Source organism: Actinomadura verrucosospora (genome assembly GCF_039540335.1).
In the GTDB taxonomy this organism is placed as follows: domain Bacteria; phylum Actinomycetota; class Actinomycetes; order Streptosporangiales; family Streptosporangiaceae; genus Spirillospora; species Spirillospora verrucosospora.
Genome location: NZ_BAABEV010000022.1, coordinates 116,024 through 135,704, shown reverse-complemented (window position 1 = coordinate 135,704; position 19,681 = coordinate 116,024). Strand labels below are relative to the sequence as shown.

At 71.3% G+C, this 19,681-nt stretch carries 18 protein-coding genes and 1 riboswitch; of the genes, 3 read left to right on the top strand and 15 right to left on the bottom strand.

Annotated elements, in window-relative coordinates:
- The 5 genes from ABD944_RS42470 to ABD944_RS23475 all read right to left on the bottom strand — a co-directional run.
- On the bottom strand, positions 1–124 hold a 124-nt coding region (locus ABD944_RS42470; protein ID WP_139578418.1), incomplete at its 3' end, for a Clp protease N-terminal domain-containing protein.
- A 410-nt stretch (positions 125–534) separates the two neighbouring features.
- The gene (locus ABD944_RS23490) at positions 535–858 is read right to left on the bottom strand and encodes a histone-like nucleoid-structuring protein Lsr2 (RefSeq protein WP_089316904.1); all 324 of its coding nucleotides are present in this window, start codon (positions 856–858) and stop codon (positions 535–537) included.
- A gap of 973 nt (positions 859–1,831) precedes the next feature.
- Positions 1,832–2,455, bottom strand: coding sequence for an RDD family protein (locus tag ABD944_RS23485; protein WP_345179791.1), 624 nt, complete (start codon positions 2,453–2,455; stop codon positions 1,832–1,834).
- Positions 2,456–2,462: 7 nt separating this feature from the next.
- Positions 2,463–3,278: an RDD family protein gene (locus tag ABD944_RS23480; RefSeq protein ID WP_345179789.1), complete on the bottom strand. Its 816-nt coding sequence runs from the start codon at positions 3,276–3,278 to the stop codon at positions 2,463–2,465.
- Between the two features lie 5 nt (positions 3,279–3,283).
- Positions 3,284–3,805, bottom strand: a complete 522-nt coding sequence (locus tag ABD944_RS23475) for an amino-acid N-acetyltransferase (RefSeq protein WP_378189577.1) — start codon at positions 3,803–3,805, stop codon at positions 3,284–3,286.
- Between the two features lie 270 nt (positions 3,806–4,075).
- Positions 4,076–4,283, top strand: a riboswitch (cyclic di-AMP (ydaO/yuaA leader).
- 3 nt (positions 4,284–4,286) lie between these two features.
- On the opposite strand from ABD944_RS23475, the gene ABD944_RS23470 reads away from it, so the two are divergent.
- Complete coding sequence (locus ABD944_RS23470) at positions 4,287–5,282, top strand: C40 family peptidase (protein ID WP_345179787.1); 996 nt, start codon at positions 4,287–4,289, stop codon at positions 5,280–5,282.
- Positions 5,283–5,585: 303 nt separating this feature from the next.
- On the opposite strand, the gene ABD944_RS23465 is transcribed toward ABD944_RS23470, so the two are convergent.
- Complete coding sequence (locus ABD944_RS23465) at positions 5,586–5,816, bottom strand: transcriptional regulator (RefSeq protein WP_021591725.1); 231 nt, start codon at positions 5,814–5,816, stop codon at positions 5,586–5,588.
- A gap of 389 nt (positions 5,817–6,205) precedes the next feature.
- On the opposite strand from ABD944_RS23465, the gene ABD944_RS23460 reads away from it, so the two are divergent.
- Both ABD944_RS23460 and ABD944_RS23455 read left to right on the top strand, forming a co-directional pair.
- On the top strand, positions 6,206–7,327 hold the full coding sequence (locus tag ABD944_RS23460; RefSeq protein ID WP_345179786.1) for a LacI family DNA-binding transcriptional regulator: 1,122 nt from the start codon (positions 6,206–6,208) through the stop codon (positions 7,325–7,327).
- 55 nt (positions 7,328–7,382) lie between these two features.
- A complete protein-coding gene (locus tag ABD944_RS23455; protein ID WP_345179784.1) occupies positions 7,383–8,609 on the top strand; it encodes a cytochrome P450 in 1,227 nt (408 codons plus the stop codon).
- Here the strand turns inward: ABD944_RS23455 and lysX are convergent.
- The 9 genes from lysX to ABD944_RS23410 all read right to left on the bottom strand — a co-directional run bounded on the left by lysX (position 8,596) and on the right by ABD944_RS23410 (position 19,655).
- Complete coding sequence (lysX, locus tag ABD944_RS23450; RefSeq protein WP_345179803.1) at positions 8,596–10,050, bottom strand: bifunctional lysylphosphatidylglycerol synthetase/lysine--tRNA ligase LysX; 1,455 nt, start codon at positions 10,048–10,050, stop codon at positions 8,596–8,598. The two genes, ABD944_RS23455 and lysX, sit on opposite strands and share 14 nt — an antisense overlap.
- Before the next feature lie 89 nt (positions 10,051–10,139).
- Positions 10,140–10,922 (bottom strand): type III pantothenate kinase, encoded by a 783-nt coding sequence (locus ABD944_RS23445; protein ID WP_345179783.1) that lies wholly within the window; start codon positions 10,920–10,922, stop codon positions 10,140–10,142.
- A 14-nt stretch (positions 10,923–10,936) separates the two neighbouring features.
- Positions 10,937–11,794, bottom strand: coding sequence for a carboxylating nicotinate-nucleotide diphosphorylase (nadC, locus tag ABD944_RS23440; RefSeq protein WP_345179781.1), 858 nt, complete (start codon positions 11,792–11,794; stop codon positions 10,937–10,939).
- On the bottom strand, positions 11,791–13,716 hold the full coding sequence (locus ABD944_RS23435; RefSeq protein ID WP_345179779.1) for an L-aspartate oxidase: 1,926 nt from the start codon (positions 13,714–13,716) through the stop codon (positions 11,791–11,793). Before ABD944_RS23435 ends, nadC begins: the two co-directional genes overlap by 4 nt.
- A 77-nt stretch (positions 13,717–13,793) precedes the next feature.
- Positions 13,794–14,210, bottom strand: a complete 417-nt coding sequence (gene panD, locus ABD944_RS23430; RefSeq protein WP_089316894.1) for an aspartate 1-decarboxylase — start codon at positions 14,208–14,210, stop codon at positions 13,794–13,796.
- Positions 14,210–15,070, bottom strand: a complete 861-nt coding sequence (gene panC, locus ABD944_RS23425) for a pantoate--beta-alanine ligase (protein WP_345179777.1) — start codon at positions 15,068–15,070, stop codon at positions 14,210–14,212. Before panC ends, panD begins: the two co-directional genes overlap by 1 nt.
- Before the next feature lie 188 nt (positions 15,071–15,258).
- Entirely contained in the window at positions 15,259–16,143 is an 885-nt protein-coding gene (locus ABD944_RS23420) for a Rossmann-like and DUF2520 domain-containing protein (RefSeq protein WP_345179776.1), read from the bottom strand.
- Between the two features lie 243 nt (positions 16,144–16,386).
- Entirely contained in the window at positions 16,387–18,882 is a 2,496-nt protein-coding gene (locus ABD944_RS23415) for an ABC transporter permease (RefSeq protein ID WP_345179775.1), read from the bottom strand.
- Positions 18,882–19,655: an ABC transporter ATP-binding protein gene (locus ABD944_RS23410; protein ID WP_345179773.1), complete on the bottom strand. Its 774-nt coding sequence runs from the start codon at positions 19,653–19,655 to the stop codon at positions 18,882–18,884. Before ABD944_RS23410 ends, ABD944_RS23415 begins: the two co-directional genes overlap by 1 nt.
- Positions 19,656–19,681: the final 26 nt, after the last annotated feature.

Genomic DNA, 19,681 nt, shown 5'->3' with positions numbered 1-19,681 from the left:
CACCCTCGTGGATCAGACCCAGGAGGATGTGCTCGGTACCGATGTAGTTGTGGTTGAGCATCCTGGCCTCTTCCTGAGCCAGAACGACAACCCGCCGCGCGCGGTCGGTGAACCTCTCGAACATCTCGTCGCTCCTCACAGAGCGGTTGGGCAGAGTCCGGAACGTCCGGAACTGTCCTTCCGCATGCTAGCCCGCCCCGAGGAGGCCGCCCGGTGCACTCCCACCAGGAGACGTTCCCCAGCTATGCGCTGTTCAGTCTCATCCAACTACCGCATCGGTGCGTCATGTTCCCGCTACGCCCCAAGCGAACGAGGGGCTTTCCGCAGGTCCGTCAAGGCGCGGGCCGAGAGTGCCGAATGGGGGTGGAGTTTCCACCCGCGCGCCCTGTGTACCTCACGGCGGACTCGCCGAACCGCACAGGCGCTACGCCACAAGCGAACGACTCCGTCCCGCGAACGGGGGACGACTCACGGCACCAACGGCGAACGGCCCGCCTCGCGAACGAAGACGGGCCGCGTGCGGTCCGGGCGGGATCAGTTGGCCGCCTCGTACTGCTCGATCACGTGGGCCGGGATGCGGCCGCGCTCATTGACCTTGATGCCGTTGTTCTTGGCCCAGGCGCGGATCTCGGCGCTGCGCTCACGGCTGGACGCGCCGCGCTGCCGGCGGCGGCGGTTGACCGTGCCCGCCTTACGGGACTTCTCAACGAACGGCTGCAGCGATTCCCGCAGCTTCGTCGCGTTGGCGCCACTGAGGTCGATCTCGTAGGAGGCGCCGTCGATCGAGAACGCTACGGTCTCGTCCGCCTCGCCACCGTCGAGGTCGTCGACGAGAAGCACTTGAACCTTCTGTGCCATGGGGACAGACCTTTCAGCTTGAGCAAACTCCAATCGAGTGACAAAGATATACCTAGAACTTCGCGGATGACAATTCCGCCATCCACCGGAACCGACACTCGCGCGAAGTCGCCTTGCCGCTCGTTACCGGCTGTAATCGGCCTCGTCGTTTCGGGTGCGCACGTCCCTCGGGTCACGGCTGGGTCCGGCCGGGCGTCCATGAATTTCCAAGCGGCGGCGGCGCACCCGGGTTTTCAGGGGTGACCGGTGTCACGAGGTGGTGCGCTGACCTGCACCGCCGTCCGCGCATTGGTCCAGGTTTGCACGCGGCGGCGCGGCGATTAACCTCCCGTATCGCTACTAACCGCGTGCCCGCACTGGAATACGCGGCCGACCCCGGCACCTGATCAACCTCCGGACCGGCGGATGTGGACGAATAACGCCGGGGCGCCCCGCACCGAAATCTGTTGCCGCGGCCGGACCGCGAGAAGTCCGCGCCCTGCTCAGGACGCGGATGCGGCACACCGAGCACCATCGCCATGAAATCGGGAGATTTGGACACAATCCCACCGCCGGCCCCAGTTCTTCGGCCCGGCGCCGCCGACCCGAGCGGAGCCCTCCTCCGGCCGCACCGCCGCCACCGGCATGCCGCACGAAAGGTCCGTTCCAAGGGCGAGAGCTCGCCATCCGGAGTAAGTCCACGGCCGCCGACAAGCGGCGTCGTTCCGGTCACCGCAACACCATCGGAGGGAACTGTCAAAGCGGAGGCGACGTCCGGGACGAGACACATCCCACCGGTTTCAGGACCGTAACCAGAACGAGCGGGCATATGCCGTCGACACCTCGGACGTCCGGAAACAGCGGCCATCTCGACCAAAGCATGTATGGCACATGCGAGTGGACCAGGGCATGCGTCCGGCCGCGCCCGTGAGTGCGCGGTATCGGACGGGTGTTATCGGACCCCGCACGCACTCCCGGTGCGGCGGAGAGGGCCTCAGAAGGCCGAGGATTCGGGCCGCGGGCGTTTTACCACGAGGGTGCCCGCGAGCCTGTCATGAACAGCCTGGCGGCGACTGCCCTCGAACAGGACCCCCGCGTTCACGACCCAGAAGACGCTCGCGAGCAGACCGAGTACCGGAATCGGACGCAGCCCGATCGGCACCGAATAGACGGCGGCCCGCAGAACGCAGCGCAGAACGTCCGGGCGCGTGGACGCGTCCACGACCTCAGCACCGTTGGGAGCGGCGGCCTCCGCGGGCTCGGGGGCCGCCACGGGCACGAAACCCGGCACGGACACGGGAAGGGCCGACACGTCACCGAGACCGGCGCTCCCGCCCGCTCCGCCGCTTCCCTCTGGCGACGCTTCAGGGGCCTCCTGAGCCGTCGCAGCGACCACCTCGATGCCCGCGACGCGCTTGCCGAGCGTCCGGCCCCAGAGGGCGAGCTGGACAGCCTCGTACAGCAGCATGCATCCGGCCACGGCGGACGGGGCGATGACGTCCGCCGTGTGCCCGGACACCAGTTCGCGGACGACGAGAACGACGGGGACTCCGACGACGAGCGTGTCGACGACGCGTGCCAGGAGCCTCTGCCCCGGCTCGGCGAGCGTTGCCGCCATCGTGGCCTTAGCCCGCGTACTCGGAGTACTCGGACTCGTCATATCCGACCCGCTCGTCGATGACGAGCGTGCCGGCGAAGCGATCGTGCAGCGACTGGTGCAGAGGCTGATCCCAGATCGCCCACAGGTAGGCCATCAGCGCGCCCGCCCAGACCAGCACCATCCCGTACGCGGCGTAGTCCCACACCATCACCGCCAGGACGAGGAAGAAGAACACGCCGAGCTGGTAGCCGACGTGGGTGATCCCCGCACGCCAGACAGCCTGCGTCGTGGTGATCGGGGTGCCCGCGGGCCTCGCCTGAACGACCCCCAGGCCCAGAACACGCTTCCCCAGCGTCCGTCCCCACATGGACAACTGCACGGCCTCATAGATGAACGGCAGCACAGAGAGGACACAGAAGAGGGTGAAGATGATGGGCCAGTTCCACACACCACCCTCGTCCTCCGTCTTGCTGCCCGGCTTGCCCAGACCGAACGCGCCGATCGTCACCGGCAGGACGAGAGCGAACCCGAAGACCGCGACGAGCGCGTTGTCGATGATTCGCGCGCCCGCCCTACGGTGAATGGGCGCCAGCGCCACGTCACCGCCGCCGTCGTAGGAACCGCCGCCGTCGTACGAGCCGTAGTCCTCGTAGGCGGGCTGCTGGTTCCACTGCTGCTGCTGCGTCTGCCATTGCTGCTGGGGCTGCTGTTCCCACTGCTGCTGCGAGGACGGCTGCTGTGGTTGCTGCCACTGAGAACCTTGGTACGGAGGGGGCGGGCCGTAGGAACCCTGCCCCTGCTGGGGCTGGTAAGGCCGCCCGCGGTGGGGGGAATCGCTCATTCGGGTCAGTCCTCCAGGCGAAGCAACATCCGGGTGTTGCCCAACGTATTCGGCTTGACCCGGTCGAGGTCCAAGAACTCTGCCACGCCTTCGTCGTAGGAGCGGAGAAGTTCCTCGTACACCTCTGGCGACACCGGAGTCCCCAGGATCTGCTGGAAGCCGTGGCGAGCGAAGAACTCCACCTCGAAGGTAAGGCAGAACACACGGCGGACGCCGAGTTCTCGCGCGTTCTCCAGGAGGCGGGTCACGATGCGGTGCCCGATTCCCCGCCCGCCGCATCCCTTGTCCACGGCGACCGAGCGGACCTCCGCGAGGTCCTCCCACATGACATGGAGCGCGCCGCAGCCGATGATCGGCCCGGGCGTCCCGTGCTGCACGTCCTCGGCGACCCAGAACTCCTGGACGTCCTCGTACAGCTTGACCGTCGTCTTCTTCAGCAGGCGACGCCCCGACCCGGCGTACAGGTCGACGAGCCTGCGGATCTCCTGGACGTCGGCGGTACGGGCACGCCGGATCACGACTTCCACAAACAGGCGAGATTATCGAACGCCGCAGCGCACCAGGGCACGCCCTCCCACCCTTCCGCGCCGGGCGGCGCGTGCTACTGACTAGATAAAAGGGGCCAGGTACTGCCAGGGGCCGGCCGAGAGGGGGGCCACAACACCGCGCGCGGGACGCGTCCGCCCGGCGTTCTCCTCGTTCACCGCGCCGCGTGACCTGCGAATTCGCATGTTCTGGTTGGCATCCAATGCGGGGTCCGTTAGTGTCCTGCGCTGACGTCGGCCCACCGCAGGACGGGGGCCGATCCGCCGAGTCCCCCGGGTCGCAACCAGCTGCCCGAGGAGCCGGGGACCCACTTTCGGAGCGTTTCGGGAGATCTCCCTGAGCGACCGAATGCGAGGGGTGAATCCGCGACCGCGGGCGATCGGTTCGCTCACGGGCGCGGACGGGCTGCTCCGGCCCCGACCCGTCAGCTGATCCGGTAGGCGGCTGAGGAGAGGAGTATTCGTGAAGCGATCGCGGCATGCTTCCCTTTCACGCTTCCGGGGGCGCGCGACCATCGTGGTCGGCGCGCTCGCCGTCGTTTCGGCCGCTCCGCACGCGATCGCCCCGCAGACGATCGCCGTCGCGCACGCCGACCCCGAGCCCTCCGCCAAGGAGCTGAGGACGAAGGCGCTCAAGCTCGCCGACCAGCTGGAGCAGCTCACCGAGCAGTACAACGGGCTCAAGGTCAGGCTCGCCCAGTCGCAGCGCGCCGCCAAGGTCGCCACGGAGAACGCCAAGCGGCAGGAGAAGACGCTGGAGACGCTCCGCCAGAAGGTCGGATCCCTCGCGGCGACGAGCTACATGCAGGGCGGCTCCGACCCCACGGTGTCGTTCGTCGCCTCCCAGGACCCCCAGTCCGTCCTCGACCAGGCCGCGACCCTCCACTACTTCGCCAAGCAGGACAGCACCCAGGTGCTCGGGCTGATGCAGGCCATGCAGTCCGCTCAGCGGGCCCGCAAGTCGGCCGAGGCCCGCGCCAAGCAGGTGAAGGAACTGAAGACGCAGCTCGACTCGCAGCGCACGAAGATCACCGACGCCTACGAGAAGATCCGCGGCAAGCTCGTCGACAAGGACCCGACCCAGCTCGCCAAGCTCCCCGTCATCGGCACCGGCAAGGCGGCGCAGGCGCTCCGCTACGCGATGAGCAAGATCGGCCGCCCTTACGTGTGGGGCGCCGCCGGTCCGACCACCTTCGACTGCTCCGGCCTCACGATGTGGGCCTACAAGCAGGTCGGCATCAACCTGCCGCACTACACCGGCAGCCAGTGGAACGCCGGAACGCACGTGTCGCGCAGCGAGCTCCAGCCGGGCGACCTCGTCTTCTTCTACGCCGACCTGCACCACATGGGGATCTACGTCGGCGGCGGCAAGATGCTGCACGCCCCGCACACCGGCGACGTCGTGAAGATCGCCTCCATGGACGGGCGCCCCTTCGCCGGCGGCGTCCGCGTCGCCTAGAACTCCGCCGTCGCACGACCGGCCAGGCCGGTCAACGCATGGCGTGCCGGCCGACCGCGGTGTCGAGTGACGCATCGCCACGGCATAGGCCGGTCAGTCTGGTCGTGAGGGATGAAGCCTGCCGGAGATCGGGGCGGGTCAGGTGGCCTGTCAGGCCCGAACGCCGTCCGCGGCGACGCCTCCTGCAGGGACCTACCTGCCAGGGCGCGGGCGCCGCCGCTGCGGGGGTGGACGGAATTCGGATCAACCGCCGTTTCTCCGGGTGACGCTCGCCGTCCCCTGGCGAGCGTCGGGGGTGCCTCGCTAGATGAGCTGCCTCCGGGCCGCCCACACCACGGCCTCGATAGGGGTGTTGACCTCCAGCCGGTCGCAGATCGTCCGCAGCCGGCGCCGCAAGGTCCGAGCGCTCAGTTCCAGCTTGCGTGCCGCCACATCGGCGGTGACACCGCTGGCGATCTGGGCGAGCAGCCGGATCTCTTCCTCGCTCAGCCCGAAATCGTCGGTGCCACGACGTGCGAGTGTGGCTGTTTCCACTCCGTCCTCCCTCGTCCGTGGTGATGACCGCGGGGATGCAGCCGTCCGCTGCACAGGCACGGGTTGGGCCTCGATCTGTACGCGCGTTGGGTTGCCGGGTCCGGACCCTTCCGGACTTAGATCATCGGGTTCCTTTTCTGTCTCGCGCGCTTGGCCGGAGGTGGCCGCATGGCCGATTGCGGGGGTGTACGGGGGAACTCCGGGTGACGATTCACTCGTTGGCCTGCCGAGAAAGACGGGATGTGATCGCCAGCCATCCGCCCGTCCCCTCTCGCCGAACCCACCGGTCCTCGCGGTGAACGAAGATCGTGAATCGTTTCAAGCTACGCTTCGGCTCGGAACGCTAGGCGGCCGGATCCGGCCCGTCAAGCGCCGGTCAAGAGCGTTGTGTGCCCGATCGCTCACCATGTGTGACCGTGCATTCGGCGCCCCGCCATGCCAAACTCCACTACCTGGGAAAACGCCCATGGAGCGGGACGAGGAGCGAGTTGCCACAGACCAGTATTCGTGAGGTCGCGAGGCGTGCTGGAGTCTCAGTTGGGACCGTTTCGAATGTCCTAAACCGGCCAGATCTCGTGGCCGAAGCTACCCGTGACCGCGTCCGCGCCGCGATCGAGGAGCTCGGATTCGTGCGCAACGAGTCCGCGCGCCGGCTCCGCACGGGCCCCGAGCGGACCGCGGGCGAGTTCGGCGACCAGCCGCGCCGGGCGTTCGGCGTCCTCGTCGAGGACCTCACCAACCCCTACGCGACCGACGTCGCCCGGGGCGCCGAGGCGGCGCTCAACGCGGCGGGCCACGACGCCCTGTGGCTGTCCAGCGACCACTCCCCCCGCAAGGAGCGCCGCCTGCTGGAACTGCTCGCCGACCAGCGGGCCGCCGGGGCCCTGGTCATCCCGGTCGGGATCGGCCCCCGCGACATCTCCCGGCTGCGCGCCGCGGGCATGAGCGTGGTGCTGATCGACCGGGACGCCTCCGACGTGTGCTCCGCCCGGGTCGACCACGTGGCGGGCGGCGAGGCCGCCGCCGCGTACCTCCTCGGCATCGGACGCGATCGCATCGCGTTCGTGACCGGGATCCCCGAGCCGCAGCCCTGCGTGGAGCGCCGCGACGGGGCCGCCCGCACGATCGTCGAGGCGGGCCTCGGCAAGCCCCCGGTCCTGGTCAAGGACGCCCTGAGCCCCACGGAGGGGCAGGCCGCGGCGCACCAGATCATGGCCATGTCCCCCGTGCCCGACGGCGTCTTCTGCGCCAACGACCTGCTCGCGATCGGCCTGATCAACGAGCTGACCCGGCTCGGCGTCCGCGTCCCCGAGGACATCGCCGTGATCGGTTACGACGACATCGAGCTCGCGGCGAGCGCCGCCGTGCCGCTCACCACCGTCCGCCAGCCGCGCCGCGAGCTCGGCTGGGAGGCCGCCGAGCTGGCGATGGCCGAGATCGGCGAAGGCAAGTCCCACCAGCACCGCCAGGTCGTCCAGCGGCCCGACCTGGTGATCCGAGAAAGCGCTTAGCGTCCCGCGGCCGGCGCTGTTGACATCATGTCCAGGATTCGGGTCCGCTGGAGGCATGGAGGACAGGACGGGTCAGGCGGGCCAGGCCGGGGCGACCGCGATACTCGGCTTCGATCCGGGCGACCCGGCGTTCCGCGCCGATCCCTACGCCCATTACCGGACGCTCCGAGCCGCCGGTCAGCCCCTGCACCGGACGGACGTCGGTCTGCGCGTCACCGCGTCCCACGAACTTTGCGAGCGGATCCTGCGCGATCCGCGGTTCGGGCACCGTCCGTCGGGCGGCCGCATGTGGCGCGACATGCCGGCGCGGCACCGGTCGTTCCTGACCATGGATCCGCCCGACCACACGCGGCTGCGCCGGCTCGTCAGCAAGGCGTTCACGCCCCGCCTCGTGGAGCGGCTGCGGCCCCGGGTCGAGGAGCTCGTCGACGCGCTGCTGCGGCCGCTCTCCGGCGAGGTCGACCTGATCGCGACGCTGGCCTACCCGCTGCCCGTCATCGTGATCAGCGAGATGCTCGGCGTCCCCGCCGAGGACCGCGACCTGTTCAAGGGCTGGTCGGACAGCCTCGCGCGCGGCCTGGACCCGGACTTCCTGCTGCCGGAGGCCGAGATCGCCCAGCGGGACGCCGCGCGCGACGAGTTCGCGGAGTACTTCCGGGTGCTGGCCGCCAAGCGGCGGGCCGAGCCGCGCGACGACCTCCTCAGCGCCCTCGTGGGGGTTTCCGACGGCGGAGACGTCCTGTCGGAGCAGGAGCTGCTGGCGACCTGCATCCTGCTGCTCGTCGCGGGCCACGAGACGACCGTGAACCTCATCGGGAACGGCGCGCTGGCGCTGCTCCGCGATCCCGCGCAGTTGCGGGTGTTTCGGGAGCGGCCGGACAACGCGCGGGCGGCGGTGGAGGAGCTGCTGCGCTTCGACCCGCCGGTGCAGCTGACCCTGCGGTCCGCGCTGGAGGACGTCGACCTGGACGGCACCCTCGTCGAGCGCGGGAAGCTCGTCCTGCTGCTGACGGGAGCCGCCAACCGGGACCCGGCAGTCTTCGACGACCCCGACCGGCTGGACCTGCTCCGCTACGCCGACGGACGCGACACGGCGAAGCACCTGTCGTTCGGCCACGGCGCGCACTTCTGCCTCGGGGCGCCGCTGGCCCGGCTGGAGGGCCGCGTCGCGCTCGGCAAGCTGTTCGAGCGCGACGTGGCCCTCGCCGCCGGCGACCTCGTCTACCGCGACAACCTCGTGCTGCGGGGGCTGCGCGACCTTCCGGTCGTCATTCGGGCTTGACCAGCGGGAACAGGATCGTGTCGCGGATCCCCTTGCCGGTGAACGCCATGATCATGCGGTCGATGCCGGCGCCCATCCCGCCGGTGGGGGGCATCGCGTACTCCAGGGCGCGCAGGAAGTCCTCGTCCAGCTGCATGGCCTCGGGGTCGCCGCCCGCGGCGAGCAGCGACTGCTCGGTGAGGCGGCGGCGCTGCTCGATCGGGTCGACCAGCTCGGAGTAGGCGGTGCCGAGCTCCGTGCCGAACCCGATGAGGTCCCACTTCTCCGTGAGCAGCGGCTCCTCGCGGTGCTGGCGGGTCAGCGGGGACGTCTCGACCGGGTAGTCCATGACGAACGTGGGCTGGACGAGGGTGTGCTCGACCAGCTCCTCGAAGAGCTCCTGGACGAGCTTGCCCTGCCCCCACTTGGGATCCCAGGAGATCTCGCGGGCGTCCGCGAGCTTGCGCACCGACTCGATCGGCGTGTGCGGCGTGATCTCCTCGCCGAGCGCCTTCGACACCGCCCCGTACAGGGTGATCCGCGGCCACTCCGCGAGACCGAGGTCGATCTCGACGCCGTCATGGACGACCACGGTGGTGTCGAGGGCGGCGACGACCGCCTTCTGGTACATCCGCTGGGTCAGGTCGGCCATGTCGTTGTAGTCGAGGTAGGTCCCGTAGGCCTCGATCATCGTGAACTCGGGGTTGTGCGTGGAGTCCGCGCCCTCGTTGCGGAAGTTGCGGTTGATCTCGAAGACCTTCTCGATCCCGCCGACGACGAGCCGCTTGAGGTACAGCTCGATCGCGATGCGCAGGTAGAGATCCATGTCGTAGGCGTTGATGTGCGTCTTGAACGGGCGCGCCGCGGCCCCGCCGTGGATCGGCTGGAGCATGGGCGTCTCGACCTCGAGGTAGCCCTCCTCGTGCCAGAAGTCGCGGACCGCGCGGACGGTCGCGCTGCGCAGCCGCGCCATCCGCCGCGCCTCGTCGTTGACGATCAGGTCGACGTAGCGCTGCCGGACCCGCGCCTCCGGGTCGGTCAGGCCGGCGTGCTTCTCCGGCAGCGGCCGCAGGCACTTGGAGGTGATCGCGAACCGGTCCGCCATGATGGACAGCTCGCCGCGGCGGGAGGTGATGATCTCGCCCTCGACGCCGACGTGGTCGCCGAGGTCGACCTCGCGCTTCCAGAAGTCGAGCTGCTCCTGCCCGACCTTGGCCAGCGACAGCATGACCTGGAGGTCGCCGCCGGCGTCGCGGATGGTGGCGAAGCACAGCTTCCCGGTGTTGCGGATCAGCATGACGCGACCGGTGACGCCCGCCTTCTCGCCCGTCTCGGTGCCCGGCTCCAGGCCGGTGTGTTTCGCGCGGATCTCGGCGGTCGTCGCCGTCCGCGGGAAGGTCACCGGGTAGGGGTCGATCCCGCTCTCGCGGAGCCGGTCGAGCTTCTCCCGGCGCACGCGCATCTGCTCCGGGAGCTCGTCGAAGGTCTCGTCACTCACATCGCAAGGCTATCCAGCCCGTCCGGTGCGGGCGAACGAGTTCGCGCCGGACGTCAGGGAGTGTTCCGCTCGTAGATCAGCCGGAGGCCGATGAGGGTGAGCCACGGCTCGAACTCGTCGATGCTGCGGGACTCCTCCAGGACGAGCGGGGCGAGGCCGCCGGTGGCGATGACCGTGACCTCTTCCGGGTCCTCGGCGAGCTCCTCCGACATGCGCTCGACGATGCCGTCCACCTGGCCGGCGAAGCCGAAGATGATCCCGGACTGCAGCGCCTCGACGGTGTTCTTGGCGATCACGTTGCGCGGCCGGACCAGCTCGATCTTGTGGAGCTGCGCGCCGCGGGAGGACAGCGCGTCGATCGAGATCTCGATGCCGGGGGCGATCGCGCCGCCCACATACTCGCCCTTGGCGGACACCGCGTCGAAGGTGGTGGCGGTTCCGAAGTCGACCACGATCGCCGGCCCGCCGTGGGTGTGGACGGCGGCGAGCGCGTTGACGATGCGGTCGGCGCCGACCTCCTTCGGGTTGTCCATCCGGACGGGGACGCCGGTCTTGACGCCCGGCTCCACGATGACCGCGGACACGTCGCCGTAGTAGCGGCGGCACATCTCCCGCATCTCGTGCAGGACGGAGGGCACCGTGGAGCACAGCGCGATGCCGCTGATGTCGGTGTCGGCCAGCAGCGGGCTCTGCTGGACGAGTCCCTGCAGGACCACCGCGATCTCGTCGGCCGTGCGCCGCGGATCGGTGTTGATCCTCCAGTGCTCGATCACCTCGTCGCCTTCGAAGAGACCGAGAACGGTCTGGGTGTTACCGACGTCGATGGTCAGCAGCATCAGGTCCCCGCTGTTCAGGTGAAGTCAAGGCCGATGTCGAACACGCGCGCCGAGTGCGTCAGCGCGCCGACGGCAAGGTAGTCCACCCCGGTCACGGCGACGTCTCGGGCCCGCTCCAGGGTAAGGCCACCACTGGCCTCGAGCTCCGCCCGCCCTGCCACGAGCCGGACCGCGTCGGTCATCTCGGCGTCGGTCATGTTATCGAGCAGGATGCTCGTGGCCCCCACCCCCAGGGCCTCTTCGACCTGCGCGAGGGTGTCGCACTCCACCTGGACGTGGAGGGACGGGTACACGGCGCGGATCGCCTCGAACGCCTTGGTGACGCCGCCGGCCGCCGCGATGTGGTTGTCCTTGATGAGCGCGGCGTCGTGCAGGCCCATCCGGTGGTTGACGCCGCCTCCGCAGTGCACCGCGTACTTCTGCAGGGCCCGCAGGCCGGGAAGGGTCTTGCGGGTGTCGCGGACCTTCGCCTTGGTGCCCTCCATGGCGTCCATCCACCGGCGGGTGGCGGTCGCGATTCCGGACAGATGCGTGAGGAGGTTCAGAGCCGTCCTCTCCGCCCTGAGGATCGCCCGGGTCGCGCCGCTGACCGCGATGAGGACCTGCCCGGGCACGACGCGGTCGCCGTCCTCGACCTCCGCCTCGTAGGCGACGTCCAGGAGCTCGAAGACGACGCACGCCACCGGGACGCCCGCGACGACGCCCTCCTCGCGCGCCCTCAGCTCCCCGCTCGCGGTGTCCTGCGGCGCGAAGATCGGGGTGCTGGTGACGTCGACCTCGCCGTCCTCGGCCAGCGCCGTCCGGACGAGGTTTTCCACAGCCTGTGGATCCAGCCCGGCGGCGGTCAGCCTCTGCGAGAGTTCCGGTGTCATGAGCGCTTCCCTTCCAGAGATTCGTAGGTGGTCGTCAGGACGTTCCCCGCCAGCCGGGTGACGAGGTGGCCGCGCCACGTCCCGTCCGCGCGCTCGGGGAAGTCCTCCCGCCAGTGGCTCCCGCGCGTCTCCTCCCGCCGCCGCGCGGCCGTCACGATCGCGCACGCGACGGTGTACAGGTTGGTGGCCTCCCAGGCCTCCACCCCGGGCTCCGCGGTCCCGCGCCCGAGCCCCTCCAGTTCGCGCGCCGCGGCCTCCAGCCCGTCGGCCCGCCGCAGGACCCCCGCATAGGAGGTCATGATCCGCTGGATCTCCCCCCGCAACGCCGGCTCCAGCAACCCGCCCGACTCGCCACCCGTGGCTCCGTACACGTCCTGCGCGGCTCCCGCCGGGCCCTGCCCAGGCACCGGACCGGCCTGCCCGGTCGCCGAGACGGCGCCCTCATGCCTCGCCGAGACGGCCTGCTCGGGAGCTGGCGCGGCCTGCCCCCAAGCGGGAGCAGCCTGCGCGGGCACCGGAACAGCTTGCGCCGGGGCCGAGACAGCCTGCACAGGGGTTGGCTCGGCCTGCTCGGGGGCTGGCGCGGCCTGCTCCAGGGGTGGCGGGGTGGTGGGTGTGTGGTTCGAAAGGAGGTCAGGGGCTGGTGCGGCAGGAGCCAGGGGGCCGCGCGGGTGGGAGGCGGGGAGGTCGTCCGAGAGGGCTTCGGCGATTCTGGCGGCGAAGACCAGGCCTTCCAGGAGGGAGTTGGAGGCGAGGCGGTTCGCACCGTGGACGCCCGTGCAGGCGACCTCGCCGCAGGCGTAGAGGCCGGGGACGGACGTGCGACCGTGCAGGTCCGTGCGCACGCCACCGCTGGCGTGGTGGGCGGCGGGCACGATCGGGATGGGCTCGGTCACCGGGTCGATGCCGTGGTGGCGGCACGCGGCCAGGATGGTCGGGAACCGGGTCTCCCACATCGCCGCGCCGAAATGGCGGCCGTCGAGCAGCATGTGGGACGCGCCCGTCTCGCGCATCCGGGTCATGATCCCCTTGGTGACGACGTCGCGGGGGGCCAGCTCGGCGAGCTCGTGGCGTCCGGTCATGAAGCGCACGCCGGCGTGGTCGACCAGGTGCGCGCCCTCGCCGCGGACGGCCTCGGAGATCAGTGGCTGCTGTCCGGTCGCGCCCTCGCCGAGCCACAGCACGGTCGGGTGGAACTGGACGAACTCCAGGTCGGTGACCTCGGCCCCGGCGCGCAGCGCGAGCGCGACGCCGTCGCCCGTGGAGACCTCGGGATTGGTGGTGGCGGTGAACACCTGGCCGAGCCCGCCGGTGGCGAGCACGACGGCGCGGGCGCGGACGGCGCCGACGCCGCCGGGCTGTCCCTCGCCCATGACGTGCAGGGTGACGCCCGCGGCGCGTCCCGCGGCGTCCTTCAGCAGGTCCAGGACCAGGGCGTGCTCGATCACCTCGACGCCCGAGTCCTTGAGCTCGGCGAGCAGGGCGCGGCTGATCTCGGCGCCGGTGGCGTCCCCGCCCGCGTGCGCGATGCGGCGCCGGTGGTGGCCGCCCTCGCGGGTGAGCGCGATGTCGCCGCCGGAGCGGTCGAAGGCCGTGCCGAGGTCGATCAGGCTGCGGACCGCGTCCGGCCCCTCGGTGACGAGGGCCCGGACGGCGTCCTCGTCGCAGACGCCGACACCCGCGGTGAGGGTGTCGGCCAGGTGCTCCTCGGGGGTGTCGTCGGGCGCGAGCGCGGCGGCGATGCCGCCCTGCGCCCACCGGGTCGACCCGGCGTCCAGGAGGGCCTTGGTGACGAGCAGCACCCGGCCGTGGGGGCGGCAGCGCAGCGCGGCGACCAGGCCGGCGATGCCGGACCCGATGACGACGACGTCGGCGTCGGCGGTCCAGCCGGGCGCGGGGGCGTGCAGAACGGAAGGGATCACGAGCCCTCCTCCGGGGTCGGTTCTCGTCATTATGACCCTAACCCCGGAGCGGCCGAACCCCCGGCCCCCGCCGAAGGTCAGTTCCGGATCAGGTCGCCCCGGGTCGTGCTGGTGCCGGGCACCGGCTCGGCCGGGTCCGAGCCCAGCGAAATGATCTTGTTGGAGCGGTCGACGTGCACGACGGCGGGGACGAACTCGCGGGCCTCGGCGTCGGTCATCTGCGCGTAGCTGATGATGATGACCAGGTCGCCGGGCTGCACGAGGCGGGCGGCGGCGCCGTTGATCCCGATGACGCCGGAGCCCCGCTCGCCTGCGATCAGGTAGGTCTCCAGGCGGGCGCCGTTGTCGATGTCGACGATCGAGACCTGCTCGCCGGGCAGCAGGTCGGCGGCGTCCATCAGGTCCTGGTCGATGGTCAGCGAGCCGACGTAGTGCAGGTCCGCCTGGGTCACCGTGGCGCGGTGGATCTTCGACTTGAACATCGTCCGGAACATCAGTGCTCCTTGCCGAGCTGGAGGGGAACGTTGTCGATCAGGTGGGTGGTGCCGACGCGGCCCGCGACGGCGAGGACGGCCCGGCCGGAGTGCGGTCCGGTGATCTCGGTGAAGGTCGACGGGTCGACAAGGACCAGGTAGTCCAGGGCGAGGGGCGGGTCGGCGGCCTCGGCCTCGGAGAGGACGGCGCGCGCGGCCGCCAGGACGGCGTCCGGGCCGGAGGCGGCGGCGTCGGCCCCGGACCGCAGGGCGCGCGAGAGGGCGAGCGCGGTCAGGCGTTCGGGGGCGGACAGGTAGCGGTTGCGGCTCGACAGCGCCAGCCCGTCCGGCTCGCGGACGGTCGGCGCGCCGATCACCTCCACGGGGACGTTCAGGTCGGCGACCATCCGCCGGATCATCGCGAGCTGCTGCGCGTCCTTCTCCCCGAAGACCGCCACGTCGGGGCGGACGAGGTTGAGCAGCTTCAGCACGACGGTGAGCATCCCGTCGAAGTGGCCGGGACGCGCGGCCCCCTCGACGACCTCGCCCATGGGCCCCGACTTGATCGTGACCTGCGGCTCCTCCGGGTACATGACCTCGCGCGCCGGCGCGAACACGAAGTCCACGCCCTCGGCGGCACATGCCTCCAGGTCGGCGGCGAACGTGCGGGGGTAGCGGTCGAAGTCCTCGCCCGGCCCGAACTGGAGCGGGTTGACGAAGACGCTGACCGCGACCGCGTCCGCCCTGCGGCGGGCCTCCCGCATCAGCGACAGGTGCCCCTCGTGCAGGGCGCCCATGGTCGGGACGAGCGCCAGCGTCCCCCCGGTCTTCGACCGGGCCTGCGCCAGTTCCTCGCGCGTGCGCGCGACGATCGGTGTCACGACGCGTCCGTCCCCTCACGCGACGGCGGGCGCCGGCCGGGGCCGCGCTCGCCGGAAACGCCAGAAACCAATGCCGTTCCCTTCCTGTCCGGTCGGCCGGTGCCTTCGGCCGGGCCCTGTCTGTCGGTCGGAGGTGTCTGCTGGTCGGAGAGCTGTTCGTCGGTCGGAGCCGTCTGCGGTCGGGGCCCTCAGTCGGCCAGCGCTTCGAGGAGCCGTTCGGCGTCCTCGGGTTTGAGCAGTCCGGCGCTGAGCGCGCGGTCAGCGGTGAGGCGGGCCAGCGCGATGTAGGCGCGGCGGCTCTCCGCCGACACCCTGCCGAGCTCCTCGACGTGGCCCGCCACCGTTCCGGCGTCCCCGCGCGCGACGGGCCCGGTGAGCCCGTCGATGCCGAGCCGCAGCCCGTTGTCGAGGGCGGCGCCGAGGAGCGGACCGAGCATCCGGCCGGGCTCGGCCACGCCCGCGGCGCGCAGCAGGTCCATGGCCTCCACGACCAGCGTGACCAGGTGGTTCGCGCCTCCGGCGAGCGCCGCGTGGTAGAGCGGGCGCGCCTCCTCGGTGATCCAGACGGGTTCGCCGCCCATCTCCAGGACGAGGGCCTCGGCGACCGGGCGCAGCGGCTCCGGCGAGGTGACGCCGAACGAGATGCCGGTGAGCCGGTTCACGTCGTCCGGGCGCCCGGTGAAGGTCATCACGGGGTGCAGGGCCAGCGGCAGCGCGCCCGCGCGGGTGAGCGGGTCCAGGACGGCGGTGCCGTAGCGACCGCTGGTGTGCAGGACGAGCTTGCCGGTGACCGGGACGCCCGCGGACACGAGCCCGGTCGCGAGCTCGGGAAGCTCGTCGTCCGGGACGGTCAGCAGCACCAGGTCGGCGGCGGCGACCACGTCCTGCGGGGTGGCGACGTCGGCTCCGGGGAGGCGTTCCTCGACGCGGGCCCGCGACCGTTCCGAGACGGCGGCCGCGGCGACGACGCGGTGGCCCGCGCGGGCCAGCGCGGCGCCGAGCGCCGTGCCGACGCGGCCGGCGCCGACGACGCCGACCGCGAGCCGCGCGGGGCGGTCCTCCGGGGTCTCCATCTCGCTCTTCCGGGGGGTGTGGGGGGTCGCCCCCCCACCAGAGACAGCGCTCTTCCGGGCGGTGTGGGGGGTTGCTCCCGCACCGGGGCCCGTCCCGTTTCCGGGCGTGCCGGAAGAAGGGGTGACCTGTGGGTCCATCGGTTCGTTCCAGTCCTCAGGTAGGTACCGGACGTGCGCGCACCAGGCTACCCGCGGGACCCGGCCGCGCGGTCCGGTGGGTGACGATCGTCACCCCGCCCCCATTCAGTCATGCGCGAGGGACTCCACGATGGACGTCTTCGCGGCGCGCCGCGCGGGGAGCACGGCCGCGGCGGTCCCGGCAGCGCCCGCGAGGACCACGAATCCGACGACCTGCAGGTAGGGCAGCGAGAAGACCGAGTCGCTCGCCATCGCGTTCGTCGCGGCCCAGCCGAAGCCGACCCCGAGCACGACGCCGGTGGCCGCGCCGATGACCGCCATGACCAGCGCCTCCACCGACAGCATCCGGCGCAGCTGGCGCTTGGTGAGGCCGAGGGCGCGCAGCAGCGCCGACTCGCGGGTGCGCTCCACGACCGACAGGGTCAGCGTGTTGGCGATGCCGAAGAGGGCGATGACGATCGCCAGCCCGAGCAGCCCACCGAAGATCATCAAGACCGTGTCGATGGCCTTGGTCATCGTCTCCTCGAACTCGGCGGACGAGGAGACCTTCGCCGCCGGGTAGGGACGCGCGGCCGCGTCCACGACCCGGCGCGACTGGGAGGCGGGCACGTCGTCGCGGGTCTTGACGTAGATCCCCGCCGGGTCCACGGCGCCGAAGTACCGGGTGAAGTCCCGCTCCGGGACGATGATCCCGTCGAGGCCCGCGCCCGCCGCGTAGACGGCGGTGATCTTCACGGGGACGGCGCCGTTCGCCGTCCGGATCCGCAGCGTCTCCCCCAGCGCCCGGCCGGACGTCTCGGCCGTCTTCTCGTCCACCATCGCCGTGCCGGGCTTCAGGGCGGCGTCCAGCGACCCGCGTTCGAACTCCGGCTTGAGGACCCTCCCGAGCGCCGACGTGGTGATCGTCGATATGTCGGCCTCGTCGCCGCCGACCCGGGTCTCCTTGCGCCGGGTCTCGACCACGGCGGCGACCTCGGGCCGGGTGCGCAGCGTCTCGGCCAGCGCGTGCGGGAGCGTCCCGTCGAAGCTCTGCGGCCGGATCTGGAACTGGACGGGGAACTGCTCCTCCAGCTTGTGCGCCGCCGTCGCCTTGCCGCTCGCCGCGACCACCGCGAACAGGCTCATCAGCCCGACGCCGACGGTCAGCGCGATCGTCGTGGTGGCGGTCCGGCGGGGCGCGCGCTGCGCGTTCGCAACCGCCAGCCGTCCCGGGACGCCGCCGAGCCGCGCCGGGACCGCGCCCGCGACCCGTCCGAGCGGACGGACGAGCGCCGGCATCGCCGCGATCACACCGAGGAAGAACACGCCGCCGGCGAACGCGACCGCGTACATCGCGGTCTCGCCCTTCTCCATGCCGAGCGAGCCCAGACCGCCGATGGCCAGCCCCGCGGCGCCCAGCAGGACGGCGAGGACGGTGCGCACCGGGCCGAGCCTGAACCGTCCGGCGCCCGGCTCCAGGTCGGCGCGCAGCGCGGCGACCGGCGAGACCCGGGTGGCCGCGCGGGCGGGCAGCAGCGCGGACAGGACCGTGACCACGATCCCTACCGCCAGGCCGACCAGGACCGTCCGCACCGCCAGGGCCGGCCCGGCGACGGCCACGCGCTCGTTCAGCTTGCTGACCACGACCAGCGCGCCCTCGCCGAGGCCGACCCCGGCGACGAGGCCGAGCAGGGAGCCGACCAGGCCCACGACGGCCGACTCCGCCACCACGCTCCCGAACACCTGCCGGCGGGTCGCGCCGACGCAGCGCAGCAGCGCCATCTCCCGCATCCGCTGGGCGATCAGGATCGAGAACGTGTTGTAGATGACCAGGGCGGACACCAGCATCGCGACCAGCCCGAAGATCAGCAGACCGGTTCTGATGATCTTGGTGTCGGCGCCGGCGGCCCTGGCCAGCCGCGCGCCGAGCTCCTCGCCCGTGTACACGCGGTAGGCGCCTCCCGCGGCGGCCCTGACGGCGGCCCCGGACCCGCCCGCGACGTCGAGCTCGCGATAGGTCTTCTCGCCGGTCATCCGCATCGCGGTCGCCGGGTCGAAACCCACGGCTCCCCGGAAGCTCGCCTCCTGGTCGATGCCGAAGTCGACCAGTCCGACGACCGTGAACCGGTGTGGCCGGTTCCCGTGGTCCAGGACCGTCACCGCGTTCCCGACGGAGTAGCCCTCCCGCTTGGCGAGCTTGGTGTCGAGCACGGTCTCGCCAGCGCCGGAGGGGGGACGCCCCTTCTCGACGTCGTAGCGCAGGAGACGTCCGGACGGCACGGACATCCCGACCGTCGGGAAGTCGCCGACCGCCTTGCCGTCCTTGCCGACGAGGGCGGCGTCCCCCTTCACGGCTCCCTGGACGTCCGTGACCCCGGGGAGCGCCTTGATCTGTCCGAGCAGCGCCGGCGGGACGCCCTTGTCGGTGTCGTCGCTCTTGGGCAGCACCGCGTAGTCGACCTTGTCGGCCGACCTGGCGAACGTCTTGGAGACGCCCTCGTCCAGCGTGTCCGTCAGGACGAACGTCCCCGAGATGAAGCCGACGCCGAGGGTGATCGCCACCGCCGTGAGCAGCAGCCGCAGCTTGTGGGCGCGCAGGCCCGCCAGAGTCGTCCGCAGCATCACGCGCCCAGGCCCTTCAGCCGGTCCAGGACGGTGTCCGGGGTCGGCTGGAAGATCTCCGAAACGATCTCCCCGTCCCGCAGGAACACCACCCGGTCGGCGTACGAGGCGGCCACCGGGTCGTGCGTCACCATCACGATCGTCTGCCCCATCTCGCGGACCGAGGAGCGCAGGAACCCCAGGACCTCGGCGCCCGCGCGGGAGTCGAGGTTGCCGGTCGGCTCGTCCGCGAAGATCACCTCGGGCCGGGCGACGATCGCGCGGGCGCACGCCACCCGCTGCTGCTGGCCGCCCGACAGCTCGCTCGGCCGGTGCCCGAGCCGTTCCCGCAGGCCCAGGGTGTCGACGACCCGCTCGAACCACGCCCGGTCGGGCTTGCGGCCGGCCAGCTCCATGGGCAGCAGGATGTTCTGCTCGGCGGTGAGCGTCGGCAGGAGGTTGAACGCCTGGAACACGAACCCGACGCGGTCGCGGCGCAACATGGTCAGCTGCCGGTCGCCCATCCCGGTGATCTCGGCGTCGCCGAGGACGATCCGCCCGCCGCTGACGGTGTCCAGCCCGGCCAGGCAGTGCATCAGCGTCGACTTCCCCGACCCGGACGGCCCCATGATCGCGGTGAACGCGCCCCTGGCGAACCCGACGCCGACCCCGCGGAGCGCGTGGACGGCCGCGTCACCCGACCCGTACACCTTGGACACGCCCTCGGCTCTGACGGCCGGCGGCGCCCCGGCGGCGGGGGATCCCCCGGGCGGCTCGGCGAACGTGCTGGTCACGGTGACTCCTTCGGGTCGTGGATGGA